Annotated in this window: 12 protein-coding genes; 10 read left to right on the forward strand and 2 right to left on the reverse strand. The window is 53.5% G+C overall.

The window, feature by feature from the left end:
• Positions 1-13: 13 nt before the first annotated feature.
• Positions 14-610: a Crp/Fnr family transcriptional regulator gene (locus tag HFP08_RS11760; RefSeq protein WP_168120932.1), complete on the forward strand. Its 597-nt coding sequence runs from the start codon at positions 14-16 to the stop codon at positions 608-610.
• On the opposite strand, the gene HFP08_RS11765 is transcribed toward HFP08_RS11760, so the two are convergent.
• Entirely contained in the window at positions 607-1,332 is a 726-nt protein-coding gene (locus tag HFP08_RS11765; protein WP_168120795.1) for a DUF4386 domain-containing protein, read from the reverse strand. The genes HFP08_RS11760 and HFP08_RS11765 overlap by 4 nt on opposite strands.
• A gap of 184 nt (positions 1,333-1,516) precedes the next feature.
• Here HFP08_RS11765 and trpB point away from each other — a divergent pair, with 184 nt between their 5' ends.
• Positions 1,517-2,677: a tryptophan synthase subunit beta gene (gene trpB, locus HFP08_RS11770; protein ID WP_168120796.1), complete on the forward strand. Its 1,161-nt coding sequence runs from the start codon at positions 1,517-1,519 to the stop codon at positions 2,675-2,677.
• Between the two features lie 137 nt (positions 2,678-2,814).
• Here the strand turns inward: trpB and HFP08_RS11775 are convergent, their stop codons facing one another.
• The gene (locus HFP08_RS11775; RefSeq protein WP_206109233.1) at positions 2,815-2,964 is read right to left on the reverse strand and encodes a DUF4368 domain-containing protein; all 150 of its coding nucleotides are present in this window, start codon (positions 2,962-2,964) and stop codon (positions 2,815-2,817) included.
• Positions 2,965-3,334: 370 nt separating this feature from the next.
• On the opposite strand from HFP08_RS11775, the gene HFP08_RS11780 reads away from it, so the two are divergent.
• From HFP08_RS11780 to atzF, 8 genes are all read left to right on the forward strand, one after another.
• Positions 3,335-3,877, forward strand: coding sequence for a Fic family protein (locus HFP08_RS11780; RefSeq protein ID WP_168120797.1), 543 nt, complete (start codon positions 3,335-3,337; stop codon positions 3,875-3,877).
• Positions 3,878-4,558: 681 nt separating this feature from the next.
• Positions 4,559-9,943, forward strand: a complete 5,385-nt coding sequence (locus HFP08_RS11785; RefSeq protein WP_168120798.1) for an S-layer homology domain-containing protein — start codon at positions 4,559-4,561, stop codon at positions 9,941-9,943.
• A 383-nt stretch (positions 9,944-10,326) separates the two neighbouring features.
• Positions 10,327-11,031: a biuret amidohydrolase gene (biuH, locus tag HFP08_RS11790; protein ID WP_168120799.1), complete on the forward strand. Its 705-nt coding sequence runs from the start codon at positions 10,327-10,329 to the stop codon at positions 11,029-11,031.
• Positions 11,032-11,049: 18 nt separating this feature from the next.
• Positions 11,050-12,075 carry an ABC transporter substrate-binding protein gene (locus HFP08_RS11795; RefSeq protein ID WP_168120800.1) on the forward strand — a complete coding sequence of 342 codons (1,026 nt, stop codon included), beginning with the start codon at positions 11,050-11,052 and terminating at the stop codon, positions 12,073-12,075.
• An 18-nt stretch (positions 12,076-12,093) separates the two neighbouring features.
• Positions 12,094-12,900 (forward strand): ABC transporter ATP-binding protein, encoded by an 807-nt coding sequence (locus tag HFP08_RS11800; RefSeq protein ID WP_168120801.1) that lies wholly within the window; start codon positions 12,094-12,096, stop codon positions 12,898-12,900.
• Positions 12,897-13,649, forward strand: a complete 753-nt coding sequence (locus HFP08_RS11805; RefSeq protein ID WP_168120802.1) for an ABC transporter permease — start codon at positions 12,897-12,899, stop codon at positions 13,647-13,649. The genes HFP08_RS11800 and HFP08_RS11805 overlap by 4 nt, the downstream gene beginning before the upstream one ends.
• Positions 13,646-14,719, forward strand: a complete 1,074-nt coding sequence (gene atzD / locus HFP08_RS11810; RefSeq protein WP_168120803.1) for a cyanuric acid amidohydrolase — start codon at positions 13,646-13,648, stop codon at positions 14,717-14,719. The genes HFP08_RS11805 and atzD overlap by 4 nt, the downstream gene beginning before the upstream one ends.
• 13 nt (positions 14,720-14,732) lie before the next feature.
• A complete protein-coding gene (gene atzF, locus HFP08_RS11815; protein WP_168120804.1) occupies positions 14,733-16,532 on the forward strand; it encodes an allophanate hydrolase in 1,800 nt (599 codons plus the stop codon).
• Positions 16,533-16,579: the final 47 nt, after the last annotated feature.

The raw sequence follows: 16,579 nt of genomic DNA on the forward strand, positions 1-16,579 counted from the left end.
GGAGGAGATCTCAATCAAACATATCCTCATTAAGTATATGAAGCGTTTTTCGAACCTTGACGAAACTGAACTTGCAGCCCTTGCAGCCCATGTTCCCACAGCGGCGTATCCGAAGGGCTCGATTCTGCTTCATCAGGGAGAAGTGCCCGATAAATGCTACTTTGTTCTGCAAGGCTGCATGAGGCAGTATGCGGTAGATGACGAGGGCAAGGAAACCACCTTCAACTTCTTCACCGAAGAACAAAGCGTCACTATATTCAATCATCACGCCGCGGATAAGGCTTCCAAATTCTCGCTTGGCTGCCTGGAGAATTGTGTGCTTGTCGTTGGGGACCTCGGGATAGAACAAGAGATCTATGATCAGAACCCTGTGCTGGAAGCGATGACGCGCAAGATGATAGAAGCCGATATGGGCAAGATTCACGATGATTTCGCGGCTTTTGTCGCTTCCACACCGGAAGCGCGCTTCAAAGCCCTTCAAGAAAAAAGGCCAGAGCTCATTAACAGAGTGCCGCAATACCAGTTGGCGAGCTATCTTGGCATAACGCCTGAATCCCTCAGCCGCATCAAGAGAAGGTTTGGCGCAACGCAGTCAGAGGTTGCTGATTAACGGATCGCAGCTGTTTTTCTTCCTTTGAGCAAAAGCCAGATGCCAAAGCTCAATTCCCCGATAAACATAGGAATGCCCAGAATGGTTTCCAGTACGGAAGTAACCCCGTCAAGCTGCGGCATAAAGCTGTACAACACATGAATCAGCGCGTAGCTGAAGCCGGCTGCCATTAACAGAATACCGATGAACGTTGGAATCTGCCTTGCCATCAAAGCAAGAAGTCCCGTGACGATGAGATGAACCCCGAACAAGATTAATCCGAATGACCAGATCGATTCAAAGGCTGTGACGGACAACAGCGTTTGCGATGCTCTATCGTTCAACGAATCATTGAATAAGGATGTACCGTCTCGAACGATACGACTCGCGATAACCAAATGTGAAACAGCTGTTGCAAGGACGGCGGTGTAGAGGAGTCGAAGCCAGCCTGCAAGCAGCGAGTATTGGCGATGGACAGGCTTTAGGAGGATATAAAAGGACCAGGATACGAAGATGTCCGTCAGGATAATGACGACCCAACCAACAATCTCCATGTCAAATAATAAACGCGATGCTTGAAGGTTGTGAAACGTGGTAGCAGGTTCGCCGCTCACGATTAATGAGCTGTGCGCATATCCGTAAGAGAATGCCGCTGCAATGGTCATGATCAGCAGGGATAGTCCGGCAATGACGGCCGGTTTGTTTTGAATGCTTTGATTGTGATGCGAAGTGTTCATGTTCATCCTGATAACCTCCTCGTTTTATTACATTTTAAGCGCAAGAAGAGAAGGGCGCATTGACTTAAGATAAGAAATGATGCCTGATGATTGCTTCGATATTGAATAAATTCACTGCTGCTGCTCCGGCATTTCGCGTGATAGAATAATAGAGTCAAGTGATTATGATTTCGAATGGAGGCGTTTACGTATGGACCAACAGATGGAGCAAGAGGGGTATTTTGGAGAGTTTGGCGGAAGCTTCGTTCCCCCGGAGCTGCAAGAAGTGTTGAATTATTTGAGTGAGCAATTTTACAAGCTTAGAGATGACCCCGACTTCAAGGAAGAGCTTAACTATTATTTGCGCGATTATGTTGGTCGCATGAGTCCGCTCACCTATGCGGAGAGAATTTCCGAAGCTTGGGGCGGGGCCAAAATTTACTTGAAGCGCGAGGATCTCAACCATACCGGAGCCCATAAAATCAACAATGCCATTGGTCAGATTCTGCTGGCCAAGCGAATGGGAGCCAAGCGAATTATTGCAGAAACGGGCGCGGGGCAGCATGGTGTTGCTACAGCAACCGCCTGTGCAATGTTTAATATGGAATGTGTCATTTATATGGGGGCCGAGGATACGCGTCGTCAGGCGCTTAACGTGTTCCGTATGGAGCTGCTCGGCGCAACCGTTGTGCCGGTCGATAAAGGGCAAGGCCGACTGAAGGATGCCGTGGATGAGGCGTTGGGCGATCTGGTTCAGAATTATAAGAATACCTTCTACCTGCTCGGCTCGGCGGTAGGGCCGCATCCATTCCCCAGCATGGTAAAGCATTTTCAATCGGTAATCAGTGAAGAATCGAAGCGGCAAATTCTGGAGAAGGAAGGCCGATTGCCGGACGCAGTGGTAGCCTGCGCGGGCGGAGGCAGCAATGCTATTGGCGCATTCGCTCATTATTTGGGCGAGCCGGGCGTTCGCCTGATTGGCGTAGAGCCGGATAAAGCGCCAACCCTGACTCAGGGTGTGCCGGGCATTATTCACGGCTTCAAGTGCTTGGTGCTGCTGGATGAGAATGGCGAGCCCCAGAAAACGTACTCCATTGCGGCAGGACTTGATTATCCGGGGATTGGGCCGGAGCACAGTCAACTGAAGGTGACAGGGCGGGCTGAATATGTGACCGTTACGAATGAGGAGGTGCTGGAGGCCTTCAAGGAGCTTTCGCGTACGGAAGGCATCATTCCTGCGCTGGAGAGCGCACATGCAGTAGCGCATGCCAAGAAGCTGGCCCCCACGATGACTCGCGATCAGATTATTATTGTGAATCTGTCTGGCCGCGGCGACAAGGACGTTGAGCAAGTGTACCACATGCAGAGCTGAGGCTTTCTCCAGTCATGAGGCAGCACAGGCTGTCGCATGTCCATTCCAATTTCTTCGCAGTCGTGCCTCGGTACGTCTGCGAAGAATAATGGAGTAATCTATTTTTAACGAGGTAACAACCTCAGTAGTTTACGAAATTAGACCGACGAATCGGTAATAATATCAATGCGCTGTACGCGCTTGCCGTTTATCTTCTCGGCATCATATACGACAACCTCGTTGATCAGTTCTGTTAAGATCAGTTTCGTTACTTTCTTTATATCGGTGTATCGTCGTACTGCTTCCAACTTTTATCAGGAATGTTCGAATCGTTTCCAAAAACTCGGGAGCGATTCGGGTCAAATCGAATTTTTCCTGTTTGATCATAGTCTACGTTTTCGACCGTAATATGCGGATACTTTTTCTTGTCGTTATAGAATTTATAAAATTTCGTGAGGCTTGGATGGAGCCAGGCGAAACGCTAACGAAGATTGATAACGTTATTGTCCTGAAAAGGCATCCTATTCAAATCTAACGAAGATCTATCGTCTTATTTCATGGTTTCGGGTAGCAATCATACTCGTTTTGATGAAATAACGATACCAATCTTCGTTAGATTTATTTTGACCTGAGATTCAGGCATTTAACAGTATGAGTCTTCGTTAGAATCTGATGGCCTTGAGAGAATTACAACAAAGCCTGTTTCTGGCTAAGAAGAAATGGGACGAAAATATATATTGCGGCATGAAGATGGAAAACCGGAATATTACTTTTCCGCAAACCCAAACGCTACTGAACGGTGTCAATGTTCCTGGTGTCACGCTGGACGACATACAAGCCGTCCTTAATATGAGGGATGCTTGGCGTTATTTGATAAACGCAATTGATGAGCCGGTTACACTTTCCTTCATTTTCAAGCTCAATGAAGATGTGGCGAGGAATGAAGCGCTGGAATGGGGCGTTTTAATAAACGGGCGTGTCGGAATTTCAGGTACGGATTATGTGCCGCCTCTCCCGGTGAAGAGCGAGATCGAACAGGAATTGGCGGACTTGCTGGCTACGGACATGACCATAACGGAGAAAGCCATTACGGATTTCCTGTGGGGAGCGCGGCGGCAAATATTTTGGGATGGAAACAAACGAACGTCTCTTCTGCTCGCGAACAAGCTTGTTGTCGGCAATGGACATGGTATGCTAACCATTAGTAAGCCTGTGGCCTGAACTTGCCAGCAGGCTTTTTTATATTGTGCAGAAGTGGCAAATTTCCCTGACCTGTGAACGACCCTGGGGGCATTGTCCTTAAGATCCTAAATACTTTGGAGACGCATAGTGGTACAAGTATTTATGCTTAAGTATTCACAATTCCGATAATAATAGTTTTCAGAAATCTGCTTATTGAACAACCTCTTATTGGAATATCTTGGGGAACGATGTGTAATCGAAGGGAACCTTTTAAAAAATGGATGAATCTAAAAACAAAAGTAGGGTTTTCGGATTGATAGGCATCCGCGACCGTATGGAGCGCTGATTCCATTCCCCCACTGTGGCCCGCTTTAGCCTCCAAAGAAGTGATCAACGCTTCTGTTTATCCTCTCAAGCAGAAACGACTTCGTCGTCCTATTCGCAAACCCAGCTACTATCAGTGCTCCAACCAAGGTTTCCTCGCTTGTGGTAAATCACCCAATCCCAAATTATATACTTTCTTATCCTTGAAAAAAATCATGCTTGTACTATAGTACAACATTCCTTGCATGGTGGAATACCGAACGAGAAAAGATAAATCTTTAAGAAACCTTTAAGATTTCAAGGGGACAAATATGCGAAAATAGGCAATCATCATAGCAACTCTCCAAGGCGAGTGCCACAAGAGCTATGAAATGAATAGGTAGAGGAGAACGAAAGGTGAAAAGACGGGTTCGTAGTAGAATATCGATTATTTTGATCGTGTCACTGTTCATGAGTATGATAGCGCTGCCCGGATGGCAGCATACCACAGAAGCGGCACAATCAGCAGCAGGTTCACGAGGCGTGGTATCCATTGCGAGCGGCTTTTTGCACAGTTTGGCGGTAAGGGCGGACGGCTCGGTCGTCGCTTGGGGGCGCACCTATGGCGAAACGAACGTCCCTTCGGAGGCGCAAGGCGGGGTTATAGCCGTTTCGGCCGGATACGGCCACTCCTTGGCGCTGACGGAAGACGGCGAAGTCGTGGCTTGGGGTAACAACAATCTCGGGCAATTGAATGTCCCGGACGAGGCGCGGAGCGGCGTCGTGGCCATTGCCGCAGGAGATAACCATTCCCTGGCGTTGAAGACGGACGGTTCTGTCATCGCCTGGGGCTACAACTACTGGGGGCAGTCGACCGTCCCCGCCAATGCGCAAAGCGGGGTTAAGGCGATTGCGGCCGGAACAGGCCATTCTGTGGCGCTGAAGGCGGACGGCACAGTCATCGTCTGGGGCAACAATGGCGACGGTCAAACGATCGTCCCGACCGAGGCACAAAGCGGCGTCGCGGCGATCGCGAGCGGAGCCAATCATATCCTGGCGTTAAAAACGGACGGCACGCTCGTCGCCTGGGGCTACAATTATAGAGGTCAAGTGACCGTTCCGGCCGGGGCGCAAAGCGAGGTGGTGGGGGTCGCAGCGGGAAAGAATTTCTCCATGGCGCGCAAGGCGGACGGCTCTGTCATTGCTTGGGGAGACAACACTTTCGGGCAGATCACCATTCCCAGCAGTGCGCAGAACGGCACCGTGGCGCTTGACGGTGGGAGCGCACATGTCCTGGCGTTAATGGCGGATGGCAGTGTCGTCGCCTGGGGGTTAAACAGCAATGGTCAAGCGTCGGTCCCGGCTGAACTATCGAAGCCTGTGAAGGCAAGTGGAATTTCGCTTGGTTTTTATCATGCCCTGGCCCTGAAGTCGGATGGAGGTGTCGTCGCGTGGGGGAGCAATGATACAGGGCAAATAAACGTCCCGACCGGAGCGCAAAGTGACGTGGTAGCGATTGATGCCGGTAGCGAGCATTCGCTGGCGTTAAAGTCTAACGGTACTGTCATTGCGTGGGGGGAATCAGATTACGGTAAAACAACTGTTCCGACTGCAGCGCAGAGCGGTGTGATATCGATTGTAGCAGGAGCCAATCATTCCGCGGCGCTAAAGTCGGATGGCAGTGTCGTCGCCTGGGGAATTAATGATGCAGGTCAAACGGATGTCCCGACCGCAGCGCAAAGCGGCGTCACAGCGATTGTGTCTGAAGGCAATCATACCTTGGCATTAAAGGCGGACGGCAGTGTTGTCGGTTGGGGCTATAATTATTTTGGCCAGGCATCCGTTCCGACTGAAGCGCAGAGCGGTGTCGTATCCATTGCGGCCGGACTAAACCACTCCTTAGCCTTAAAGACGGATGGTAGTGTCGTTGCATGGGGAGACAATCGTTTTGATCTAATGGACGTGCCGACAGCAGCACAGAGCGGCGTCGTAGCCATCGCGGCTGGATTCCGTCATTCCCTGGCGTTGAAATCAGACGGCAGTGTCATCTCGTGGGGGGACGGACAAACGACCGTTCCGACCGCAGCACAGAACGGTGTTGTAGCGATTGCTGCTGGTTATCATCATTCCTTGGCATTAAAGTCGGATGGCAGCATCGTGTCATGGGGGGAGAGCGTTTATGGCAAACCTGATCTAACAGCCCCGGGCAATTGGAATTTAAGCAGTATGACTATCGCTGCAGGTGCGATAAGTCCTAATTTCCATCCGAATGTCACCAGCTATACGGGATACGTCAACCCCTCGGCCACCGACGTAAATGTGACAGCGACGCTAGCCAGTCCCCTATATGCCGAACTGCAGATCAACGGATCGTATGAAACGAGCGCTTCGGCAGTTCATGTTCCGCTGACGGGAGATTCTACCGTCATTCAAGCCCATGTAGAACCGTACTTCCAGACCGGGAAAACCTACACCGTGACTATTGTGGAAGACGCAACAGCTCCCACTATCAGCTTGGGCACGAACGGCAATGAAACGTTGGCGACCTCCGCTTCAACGACTGTTACCGTCAGCGACGGCGAGAGCGGCGTTGATCCAGACACCCTGCGGTATGTGTGGACGCAAAGCTCCAGTACGCCGGATGACGGCTCCGCATGGACAAGCTTCTCAAGCGGGGATTCGCTCACACAAAACGGGGTGAACGGCGACTGGTATTTGCATATCCGGGCTGCCGATGAAGTGGGCAATATTGCGAATGCCGGGTCGAACCGCTTCCGGTTAGATAACACTGCTCCGGTTGTCAGCTTGGGCACGAACGGAAGTGAAACGTATGCATCATCCGCTTCGACGACCGTTACCGTCAGCGACGGCGACAGCGGCGTCGATCCAGACACCCTGCGGTATGTGTGGACGCAAAGCTCCAGTACGCCGGATGACGGCTCCGCATGGACAAGCTTCTCAAGCGGGGATTCGCTCACACAAAACGGGGTGAACGGCGACTGGTATTTGCATATCCGGGCTGCCGATGAAGTGGGCAATGTTGCGAATGCCTCGTCGAACCGCTTCCGGCTCGACAATAGCGCCCCTTTGATCGAGATCGAGCTGCAGAAGCAGGATCATTCCCCTTATGCAAGCGGAAGCTGGACGAATCAGAATGTGACGGCCAGCCTGAGCGCTTCAGACGAACTAAGCGGAATCGACACCCTGCAGTATTCACTGGATAACGGCAGTATGTGGGAGCCCTACAGCGCTCCGCTATCCTTCATCTACGAAGGCGCACATACACTGTTGGTCAGGGCAGTGGACAGGGTTGGCAATACAAGCTCAACGACCCGCTCGATCCATATCAGCCGCAGCGGTTTGGTGCTCGATGTCCATTTGAAGCTGGCCGACGACAGTGAATACAATGCAGGCGATTGGGTGAACCAAAGCGTGACGGCAAGCGTGTATACGAACCAAACGACCGATGGAGTAGAGGTGATCTCCACAACCTATTCCCTCGATGGCGGATCGGCGTGGCAGCCTTATTCCGCACCGGTTTCCTTCAGCAATGAAGGCCAGCATACGTTGGATGTGAAAACGGCGGACAGTGCCGATAATGAATTAACGTCATCCTATATCATCCGGGTGGATTCAACCGTTCCGGTCGCAGGTTTGGGCACGAATGGAAATGAAACGTATGAAGCAACAGCATCCACTACCGTTAACGTTAGCGACAATGACAGCGGCATCGATACGGGCACCCTGCAATATGTGTGGACAGACGAGGCAATCATGCCCGGTGATGCGGTGGCGTGGACAGGCTTTGCAAGCGGAGATGTCTTATCACTAGGCGGCGTGGACGGCGATTGGTACTTGCATATCCGGGCTGCCGATACAGCAGGCAACGCCATGGAAGACGTGTCGAACCGTTTCCGGCTCGACAACGGCGCACCCGAAGCCATCTTCGGCACGAACGGAAACGAATCCTATGAGACTTCGGCCGCCACTGCCGTTAACGTTAGCGACAGTTACAGCGGCATCGATACGGCCAGCCTGCACTATGTGTGGACGCAAAGTGCAAGCACGCCGGACAGCGGGGCAGCATGGAACGGCTTTGCAAGCGGGGACAGTTTGTCGCTAAGCGGCGTGGACGGCGACTGGTACCTGCATATCCGGGCTGCCGATACAGCAGGCAACACCGTGGACGCCGGCTCGAACCGCTTCCGGCTCGACAACAGCGCACCAGCAATTGTCTTCGACACGAATGGCAATGAAAAGAATACAACCCGGGCCTCCACTACCGTTACCATTAGTGACAATGACAGCGGTGTCGATCCGTCCAGTCTGCAGTATGTATGGAAGAATAGCGCCAGTGTGCCGGCCGGGGACGAAGAGTGGACCGGCTTTGCTAGCGGAGATGAATTGACGAAGAGTGGTGTGAACGGCGATTGGTACCTGCATGTGAGAGGCATGGATAGGGTTGGCCATACACAGCAAGCCGTATCCAATCGTTTCAAGCTGTTCACACTTGCCCTCCCGATCATCAACAATCAAGCCGGTTTATACGAAGATTCACTCTTGCTTGGCTCTACCAACAACATCCAAAAGATTACGCAGGGTGACGGCACCATTATAGAGCAGATGAGCATTCATGAAACTGCGCTGAATCAAGCGTTGAAGAAACTGCAGAAGGACCTGCTGACCATTCGGATGGATGATACGGAAGGCATTGTGCAAGTGCAATTGCCGGCCTCCTCCCTCGTATCGGCTATGCAATCCAAGCCGAACCTCTCTATCCATGTGGAGCTAAACGGCGCAAGCTATCAGCTGGCGATTCCAGCGCTCCATTGGGAGCAGATAGCCGAGACGCTTGGCGTGGAGCTTGAGGATATGAAGCTTACCATTAAGCTGGAGAAACTGGATCCGGACACCGAAGCAGAGATCCGGCAGCTTGCCGCCGATCAGGGGATGCGTCTGGTCAGCCGTGTCATCGACTTCAAGGTGACGGTGGAGGCAGACGGACAATCGCTTGAAATCAGCGATTTCGGCGGAATCTATATGACCCGGGCGATTGTCATCGATGAGGCAGAGGATGCCGCCACCTTAATAGGAGTAGAGATGGTGCCGGAAACAAAAACATTCCGCTACATCCCTTCCCTGCCGGGAACGCGTCCGGACGGAACACCGGAAATGGTGATGCACGTACCGCATAACAGTCTCTATGCAGTAGTCGAACCGGCCGGCAAAAGTTTTGGGGATATTGAGAAGCACTGGGCGCGGCAGGACATAGAGCTGTTGGCGACCAAGCGGATTGTCGCGGGCGCAGCCCCGGATCGCTTTGCCCCGAATGCCAATATTACGCGGGCTGAATTCACGGCCTTGCTGGTGCGTGCGCTGGGATTAACTACGGTTCAAAGTGATGCATCCGATACCGGGTTCGCCGATGTGTCCACCGATGCCTGGTATGCGCCGGTCGTAGCAGCTGCCGTGAAGGTCGGGCTGATTCAGGGCTATGCCGACAGCACTTTCCGACCCCATCAGCCGATACGCCGGGAAGAACTTACGGTGCTGATTGACCGGTCAAGACATTTCGTGAACGGGCAGGCCGCACAAGCGGATGCCTCCCAAGCCCTGAATGCTTTTGAGGATCAAGCGAGCATTTCGGATTGGGCCGAACAAGCCGTGGCAAATCTCGTGCAAGACGGGATCGTCCAAGGACGAAACGGGAATCTCTTTGAGCCGAAGGCTCACACAACCCGCGCCGAAGCGGTTGTGATGCTGGCCCGCTTGTTAAGGGATTTTCGCTTTATTGAAGGATAAGTAAATCCAATTCTAATGGATTATATTTCTATTTTAACCCAAAGAGCGAGTAAGCCTTCAAGATCCCCCCCCTGGGATTTTGAAGGCTTTTTGCCTTTCAGGCGATTCGACCTGAAAATATGGAATAGTTCTCGAAGCTTCGCGCGACATTTGCGGCCCGCTTGCGGTTGAAGAGGTCGCTTTAAGGGGTTAAGATTATGCAGACTTTTGTGGGATTAAATATGACACTATGAGTTAGTTATTTTCGAAATTCATAAACGTTTGTTGATTTTAACAAGTTGTACGCGATTATTTTTGGTATAATTACATAAAAAAGCTCTGATTGTTGTGATATAATATGACACATAAAGAAAGAAGTTGACAATGAGGTGGAGGAAACTGACATGACTGTTACTGCAACGCCCTACCATTGGCCATATGACGGAAAGCTCGATCCGAGTCGAACCGCGTTGCTCGTCATCGATATGCAAACGGACTTCTGCGGCGAGGGCGGTTATGTGGAACGAATGGGCTACGACCTGTCTTTGACAACGCGCGCGATAGAACCAATCAGGAGATTATTGGAGCGCGTACGCGAGATACCGGGATTCACGGTGATTCATACTCGCGAAGGCCATAAGCCCGACTTGTCGGACTTGCCGGCGAACAAGCGTTGGCGAAGCAAACAAGCGGGCGCCGAGATTGGCTCGGAGGGGCCGATGGGGCGTATTCTCGTCAGAGGCGAGCCGGGATGGGAGATTATCCCCCCATTGAGTCCGATTGCGGGAGAACCTGTTATTGACAAGCCGGGCAAGGGCAGCTTCTACGCGACCGACCTCGATCTGATCCTCTCCAATCGGGGAATTACTCATCTCATACTGACGGGAATTACGACGGATGTGTGCGTGCATACCACGATGCGCGAAGCGAACGACCGGGGCTATGAATGCCTCATTCTGGAGGATTGCACAGGCGCGACGGATTTCTCGAATCACAAGGCAGCGCTGCACATGGTCACGATGCAAGGCGGCGTATTCGGGAGCGTATCGGATTCAGAGAAGCTGCTGGCAGCTTTGGCAATGATGGAAATAACAACAAGACGTTCATGATATAGAGGAGGAATTCATATGCGCAAATGGAAACTGGCTTTGATGGTACTAACGGTGGCTGCGCTGCTCATTGCCGGCTGCGGCAACAACGGGAAATCTACGAACAGCGGCAGCTCTTCCGCAACAGCTTCAGCGGAGAACGGCGGTTCAAGCGAGCTTAAGAAAGTGGTTCTTCGTCTCAAGTGGATTAATCAGGCGCAATTCGCCGGCTTTTACATCGCGAAGGAGAAAGGCTATTACGAAGCGGCCGGGCTTGATGTCGAGATTCGTCCGGGCGGCTCCGACTTCCCGTCTGTGCAGATGGTTTCTTCCGGCAGTGAAGACTTCGGTGTGACGGGGGCGGATCAAATTCTCTCGTCGCGCGAGAAAGGGGCTCCGGTGGTTGCCCTCTCTGTTATTTATCGTTCTTCTCCATTCGTGCTCTTCACACTGAAGGACTCAGGTATCACTGATATGGAGGGGCTTGTTGGCAAGAAGGTCGGCGTGAAGCTTGGAGGCAATGAAGAGCTCACCTATCGAGCTATGCTGAAGAAGGCCGGAATTGATGCGAAGATGGACGAGATGGCGGTGAAGTATGATTTGAGTCCGCTCCTGACCGGTCAAGTGGCCGCATGGCCAGGCTATGTTATCAATGAAGTCATTGCCGCGCAAGAGCAGGGCCAGGAGGTCAACATTATCTCTCCGAGCGATTACGGCATTAACTTTTACGCAGATACTTTGTTTACAACCGAAAAGATGATCAAGAATGATCCCGAGACAGTGAAGGGCTTTGTACAAGCCTCAATGGAGGGCTGGCAATATGCGATCGAGCATCCGGACGAAGCGGCGCAGATTACCGTTAACAATGGCGATCAGCTTGATCTCGAGCATGAGACGAAGATGATGAATGCAAGTATACCGTTGCTTGAAGCCGATCAAGGTCCGCTCGGTCAGATGGAAGAGTCCGAATGGAATACCCTTCAAGAGAACCTCATCGAGATTGGCTTTATGAAGCAAGAGCAGGATTTGTCCAAGGCATTCACGAACGAATTTATTCCACAATAAAGCAAGGAGAGGAACGCCATGAAGGCAGCCGCAATTGAATCCATGACATCGTTGAATCGCCGAAGCGGCGATAAGGCAGGCGCAATCTCGATTCGGAACACTTCCCTGACATTCGGGAAGGTTCCGGTTCTGAGGGACGTCGACCTCGACATTCGGAAGGGCGAGTTCCTATCGATTCTCGGTCCGAGCGGGTGCGGCAAATCGACCCTGCTGCGGCTAATCCTCGGTCTTCTCTCGCCCGATCCGGGAGGAGAGATCGTGCATCATGCCAAGCGCGACGAAATCGGCATCGTGTTCCAGAAGCCGGTTCTCATGCCGTGGCTTACAGCCATTCAGAATATCGAGCTGCCGCTTGGCATTGGGCCGCTGTCCGTGTTGTCCAAGAAGGAGAAGCGCGAGAAAGCGCTCCATGCGTTGGAGCTGGTCGGTCTTACGGATTTCCGCGGCCACTTCCCTCAACAGCTCAGCGGCGGGATGCAACAGCGCATCTCTATTGCGCGGGCGCTTGCTGCTAATCCATCTGTGCTGCTTATGGATGAGCCGTTCGGAGCGCTCGACGAGTTAACCCGCGAGAAGCTTAACATGGAGCTGCTTCGCTTATGGGAGAACCCGAATACCGGACTGAATACCGTCGTGATGGTCACTCACTCGATCCAGGAATCTGTGCTGATGTCCGATCGAATTGTCATTATGTCGCCGCGTCCGGCGAAGGTCGACGCGATTGTCGAGGTTCCGCTCCATCATCCTCGTAATCCGGAGATGGAGGAGCAGCCGGTGTTTTTCAACACCGTCAAGGAAATTAGAAAGCGGGTGAAGGAGCTGTGAGAACAAAATTTCTGAATGCGGTATACCCCGTCTCCTTCGCGCTTGGTCTAATTATCATTTGGGAAGCGATCGTGCGCATTTGTGATGTTCCGCTTTATCTGCTGCCCGCTCCCTCGGATGTCGTCCAGGTTATCGACGGAGAGCTGCTGGATAATATGGGGACGACAATCTTTGAGGCGGTGCTCGGATTTCTGATTGCGAACGCGCTCGGCTTCCTTACGGCTGTCATCTTCGTGCATTCGCGCCCGATTGAGAAGGGGATGTTCCCTCTGGCAATTGCGCTCAAGACGACTCCTGTCGTAGCGCTCGCCCCGCTTCTGGTCATATGGCTCGGAACCGGCTATTGGTCCAAGGTCGTCGCGTCTGTGATCATTTGTTTTTTTCCGATTCTTGTCAACAGCGTCAAGGGCCTCAAGGCCATCGAACACGAAGCCTGGGAGCTGTTCACCGCCTATAAGGGAACGAAGCTCGAGATCTTCTGGAAGCTGCGTCTTCCGACCAGCCTCCCTTACGTCATGTCCGCGCTTAAGATCTCCAGCTCTCTCGCTATCGTTGGCGCGATTGTCGGCGAATTCGTAGGGTCGAATCAGGGACTTGGCTACATGGTTTTGCTCTCCTCCTACCACTTGGATACCCCGACCATGTTCGCCGCCATTCTGGCTGCGGCCGTGTCTGGCCTCATTCTGTTCGGGATTCTGAGCTGGCTCGAGAAGAAGCTTATTTTCTGGCAGAAGGTGGATGAAGCATGAGAATAGACATTGTACGAGTGCCAATCGCTTCACCGAGCGATATGAAGGCCTTGAAGCTGCGAATGGAAGAAGGAGCGATCGATCCTTCGAAGGTGATTGCCGTTCTCGGTAAGACAGAGGGGAATGGTTGCGTGAACGACTTTACTCGAGGCTATGCGGTGGATGCGCTTCGAAGGTTCTTCTCCACCTATGTCGGGGCAGAGGCTGCCGCATGTATCTCCTATATTATGTCAGGAGGTACGGAGGGGATTCTCTCGCCTCACTTTACCATTATCAGCCGTGTGGAGGAGGGGAATCAGCCGCTGCCAGGCGGAATGAAGGCTCTCGCCGTCGGCGTGGCGCACACGCGTCCCTTCTTGCCGGAAGAGCTTGGCCGCGGCAGCCAGATTGAGGAAGTGTCGCGGGCCGTCAAGGAAGCTATGGCGCAGGCTTGTATTACGGATAATTCGGACGTGCATTTTGTTCAAATCAAGTGTCCGTTACTGACAGATGCCGATATGGCGGAGGCTGCTGCCCGCGGAGTCGAGGTTGTTGTGAACGATACGTATAAGTCGATGGGCTACTCTCGCGGAGCATCGGCTCTCGGGGCGGCAATCGCGGTTGGCGAGCTCTCCTCCGATCAGGCGGGAGACGAGGATGTGTGCGTTTCGTGGGACAAGTTCAGCAGCATTGCGTCTACGTCGGCGGGCAGTGAACTGGATTATTGCGAAGTCATCGTCTTCGGCAATTCCGCGAGAGCAAGCGGCGAGCTGTTCATGAGCCATGGCGTTATGAAGGATGCAATCGACGCGAAGCCGCTGCTCGAGATGATTGCCGCCAATCCGGGCGCAGAGGTTGTGCAAGTATTGGCGAAGGCGGAGGCCGATCCGACGGGAGTTGTCCGGGGACACCGACATACGATGCTGAACGATTCCGATATTAACCACACCCGTCAAGCTCGCGCGGTCGTCGGGGGAGTGCTTGCTTCAATCGTCGGCGATCCGATGATCTATGTATCCGGAGGAGCCGAGCATCAAGGTCCGGCCGGCGGCGGTCCGGTGGCGGTTATCTTCAAACGCCCAACAGGATAAGGAGGTACAGGCTATGACATCAAAGACATCGAAATCTGCGATTCCGTCACGGACGGAATCCCGCTTTCCGCTGAAACTGACAATCTCCTGGCTCCGCGAGCGATACTTGGCCGGGACCTTGCAGCCTAAGGAAGTCATTGAAGAAATCCTTCGTCGAACGGCGGAGGACGAGGCGTACAAGATCTGGATCGCGCCTCCGAGCCCGGCCGCGCTCCAGCCTTATCTTGATCGGCTGGAGAAGCTGGACAAGACTGCCGCTCCGCTGTGGGGAATTCCCTTCGCGATTAAGGACAATATCGATCTGGCAGGTGTACCGACGACGGCTGCTTGCGCGGAGTATGCCTATACGCCGGACGAGCATGCTTCTGTCGTCGAGCGTCTCGCGGAAGCGGGAGCGCTCCCGCTCGGCAAGACGAACCTGGACCAGTTCGCGACCGGGCTTGTTGGAACGAGGAGTCCTTACGGCGAGACGCGCAATGCGCTAAAGTCGGAGCTTATCAGCGGCGGCTCCAGCTCCGGCTCCGCAGTCGCGGTGGCGCGCGGTCATGCGGTCTTCTCGCTCGGCACGGACACGGCCGGATCGGGTCGCGTGCCCGCTGCTCTGAACGGTCTCGTTGGTCTGAAGCCCAGCCTGGGCTCATGGTCGACGCACGGCGTTGTTCCGGCCTGCCGCAGTCTCGATTGCGTCACGGTCTTCGCGAATGAATTGGCCGATGTCCTCCTTATCGATCGGATCGTCTCCGGCTTCGATGAGAGGGATGCCTGGTCCCGCGATATCGACAAGAGGCCGCCGGCTTTGCCGCAGCGCATTCTGGTGCCGGAGGAGCCCCTCGGCTTCTATGGACCCTACGCGGAGGAATACAGGCAGGCCTGGGAGACGGCGAAGGCCAAGGCTCGCGGACTGGGTATCCCGGTCGAGACGATTGACTATGCTCCGTTCGCCGAAGCCGCCGCCATTCTCTACGAAGGACCTTGGGTAGCGGAGCGCTGGGCTGCGCTGGGACAATTCCTGGAAGCAAATCCCGGCGCCTCTGTTCCTGTAACGGAGACGATTCTTCGTTCAGGAGCCGGAGGCCATGACGCCGCGGCGTTATTCCGGGCTTTCCACCGCATTCAGGAGCTGAAATGCGAAGCGCATGCCGAGCTCAAGAATGCCGTGTTGTTGTTGCCCACGGCCGGAGGAACCTGGACTCGCGACGATGTGACTGCGGATCCGATTCGGACGAACAGCGCGATGGGCCGCTACACGAATCACTGCAATCTGCTGGATCTATGCGCTCTAGCGATCCCGGCGAACGAAGCTGCACCGGATATTCCGTTCGGCATTACGCTGTTCGCGGTATCCGGGGAGGAGGCGATGCTTGCGGAATTGGCGTCGGATTATCTCGACAGGCCAATGTCGAAGGCTTCGACAGCCGCTGCCTCGGAGCGAGAGCCGCGACCCGAGACCTTGGTCGTCGTCTGCGGACTGCACATGAGGGGCTTTCCTCTTGAGAAGCAGATGCTTGAGCATGAGGCGGTGTTCGACCGCGAGGACGAGACGGCGCCTGTCTACAAGCTGTATCAATTGCCGACCAATCCGGCGAAGCCCGGGCTGGTCAGGCAGTTAGAAGGGGGCGCAGCTATTGAGGTGGAGGTTTGGCGAATGCCGCTGGATCGATTCGGATCCTTCGCCTCCCTCATTCCGGCCCCTCTGGGCATAGGGAAAGTAACGCTTGCGGACGGTTCCGAGGCTCCAGGCTTCATCTGTGAAGGCTGCGCGATAGAATGGGCGAAAGACGTCACCGCGGCGGGAAGCTGGAAGCGAGTTTAATCCCTCGACCAGACGCGGATATCGGTTATGCACCGACAACTTGATAG

The sequence above is a fragment of the Paenibacillus sp. HB172176 genome, from assembly GCF_011947265.1.
In the GTDB taxonomy this organism is placed as follows: domain Bacteria; phylum Bacillota; class Bacilli; order Paenibacillales; family Paenibacillaceae; genus Pristimantibacillus.

Coding starts and splice junctions, on each gene's coding strand:
- HFP08_RS11765 (WP_168120795.1), bottom strand. CDS start 1,332: ATGAACATGAACACTTCGCATCACAATCAAAGCATTCAAAACAAACCG.
- trpB (WP_168120796.1), top strand. CDS start 1,517: ATGGACCAACAGATGGAGCAAGAGGGGTATTTTGGAGAGTTTGGCGGA.
- biuH (WP_168120799.1), top strand. CDS start 10,327: ATGACTGTTACTGCAACGCCCTACCATTGGCCATATGACGGAAAGCTC.
- HFP08_RS11795 (WP_168120800.1), top strand. CDS start 11,050: ATGCGCAAATGGAAACTGGCTTTGATGGTACTAACGGTGGCTGCGCTG.
- HFP08_RS11800 (WP_168120801.1), top strand. CDS start 12,094: ATGAAGGCAGCCGCAATTGAATCCATGACATCGTTGAATCGCCGAAGC.
- atzD (WP_168120803.1), top strand. CDS start 13,646: ATGAGAATAGACATTGTACGAGTGCCAATCGCTTCACCGAGCGATATG.
- atzF (WP_168120804.1), top strand. CDS start 14,733: ATGACATCAAAGACATCGAAATCTGCGATTCCGTCACGGACGGAATCC.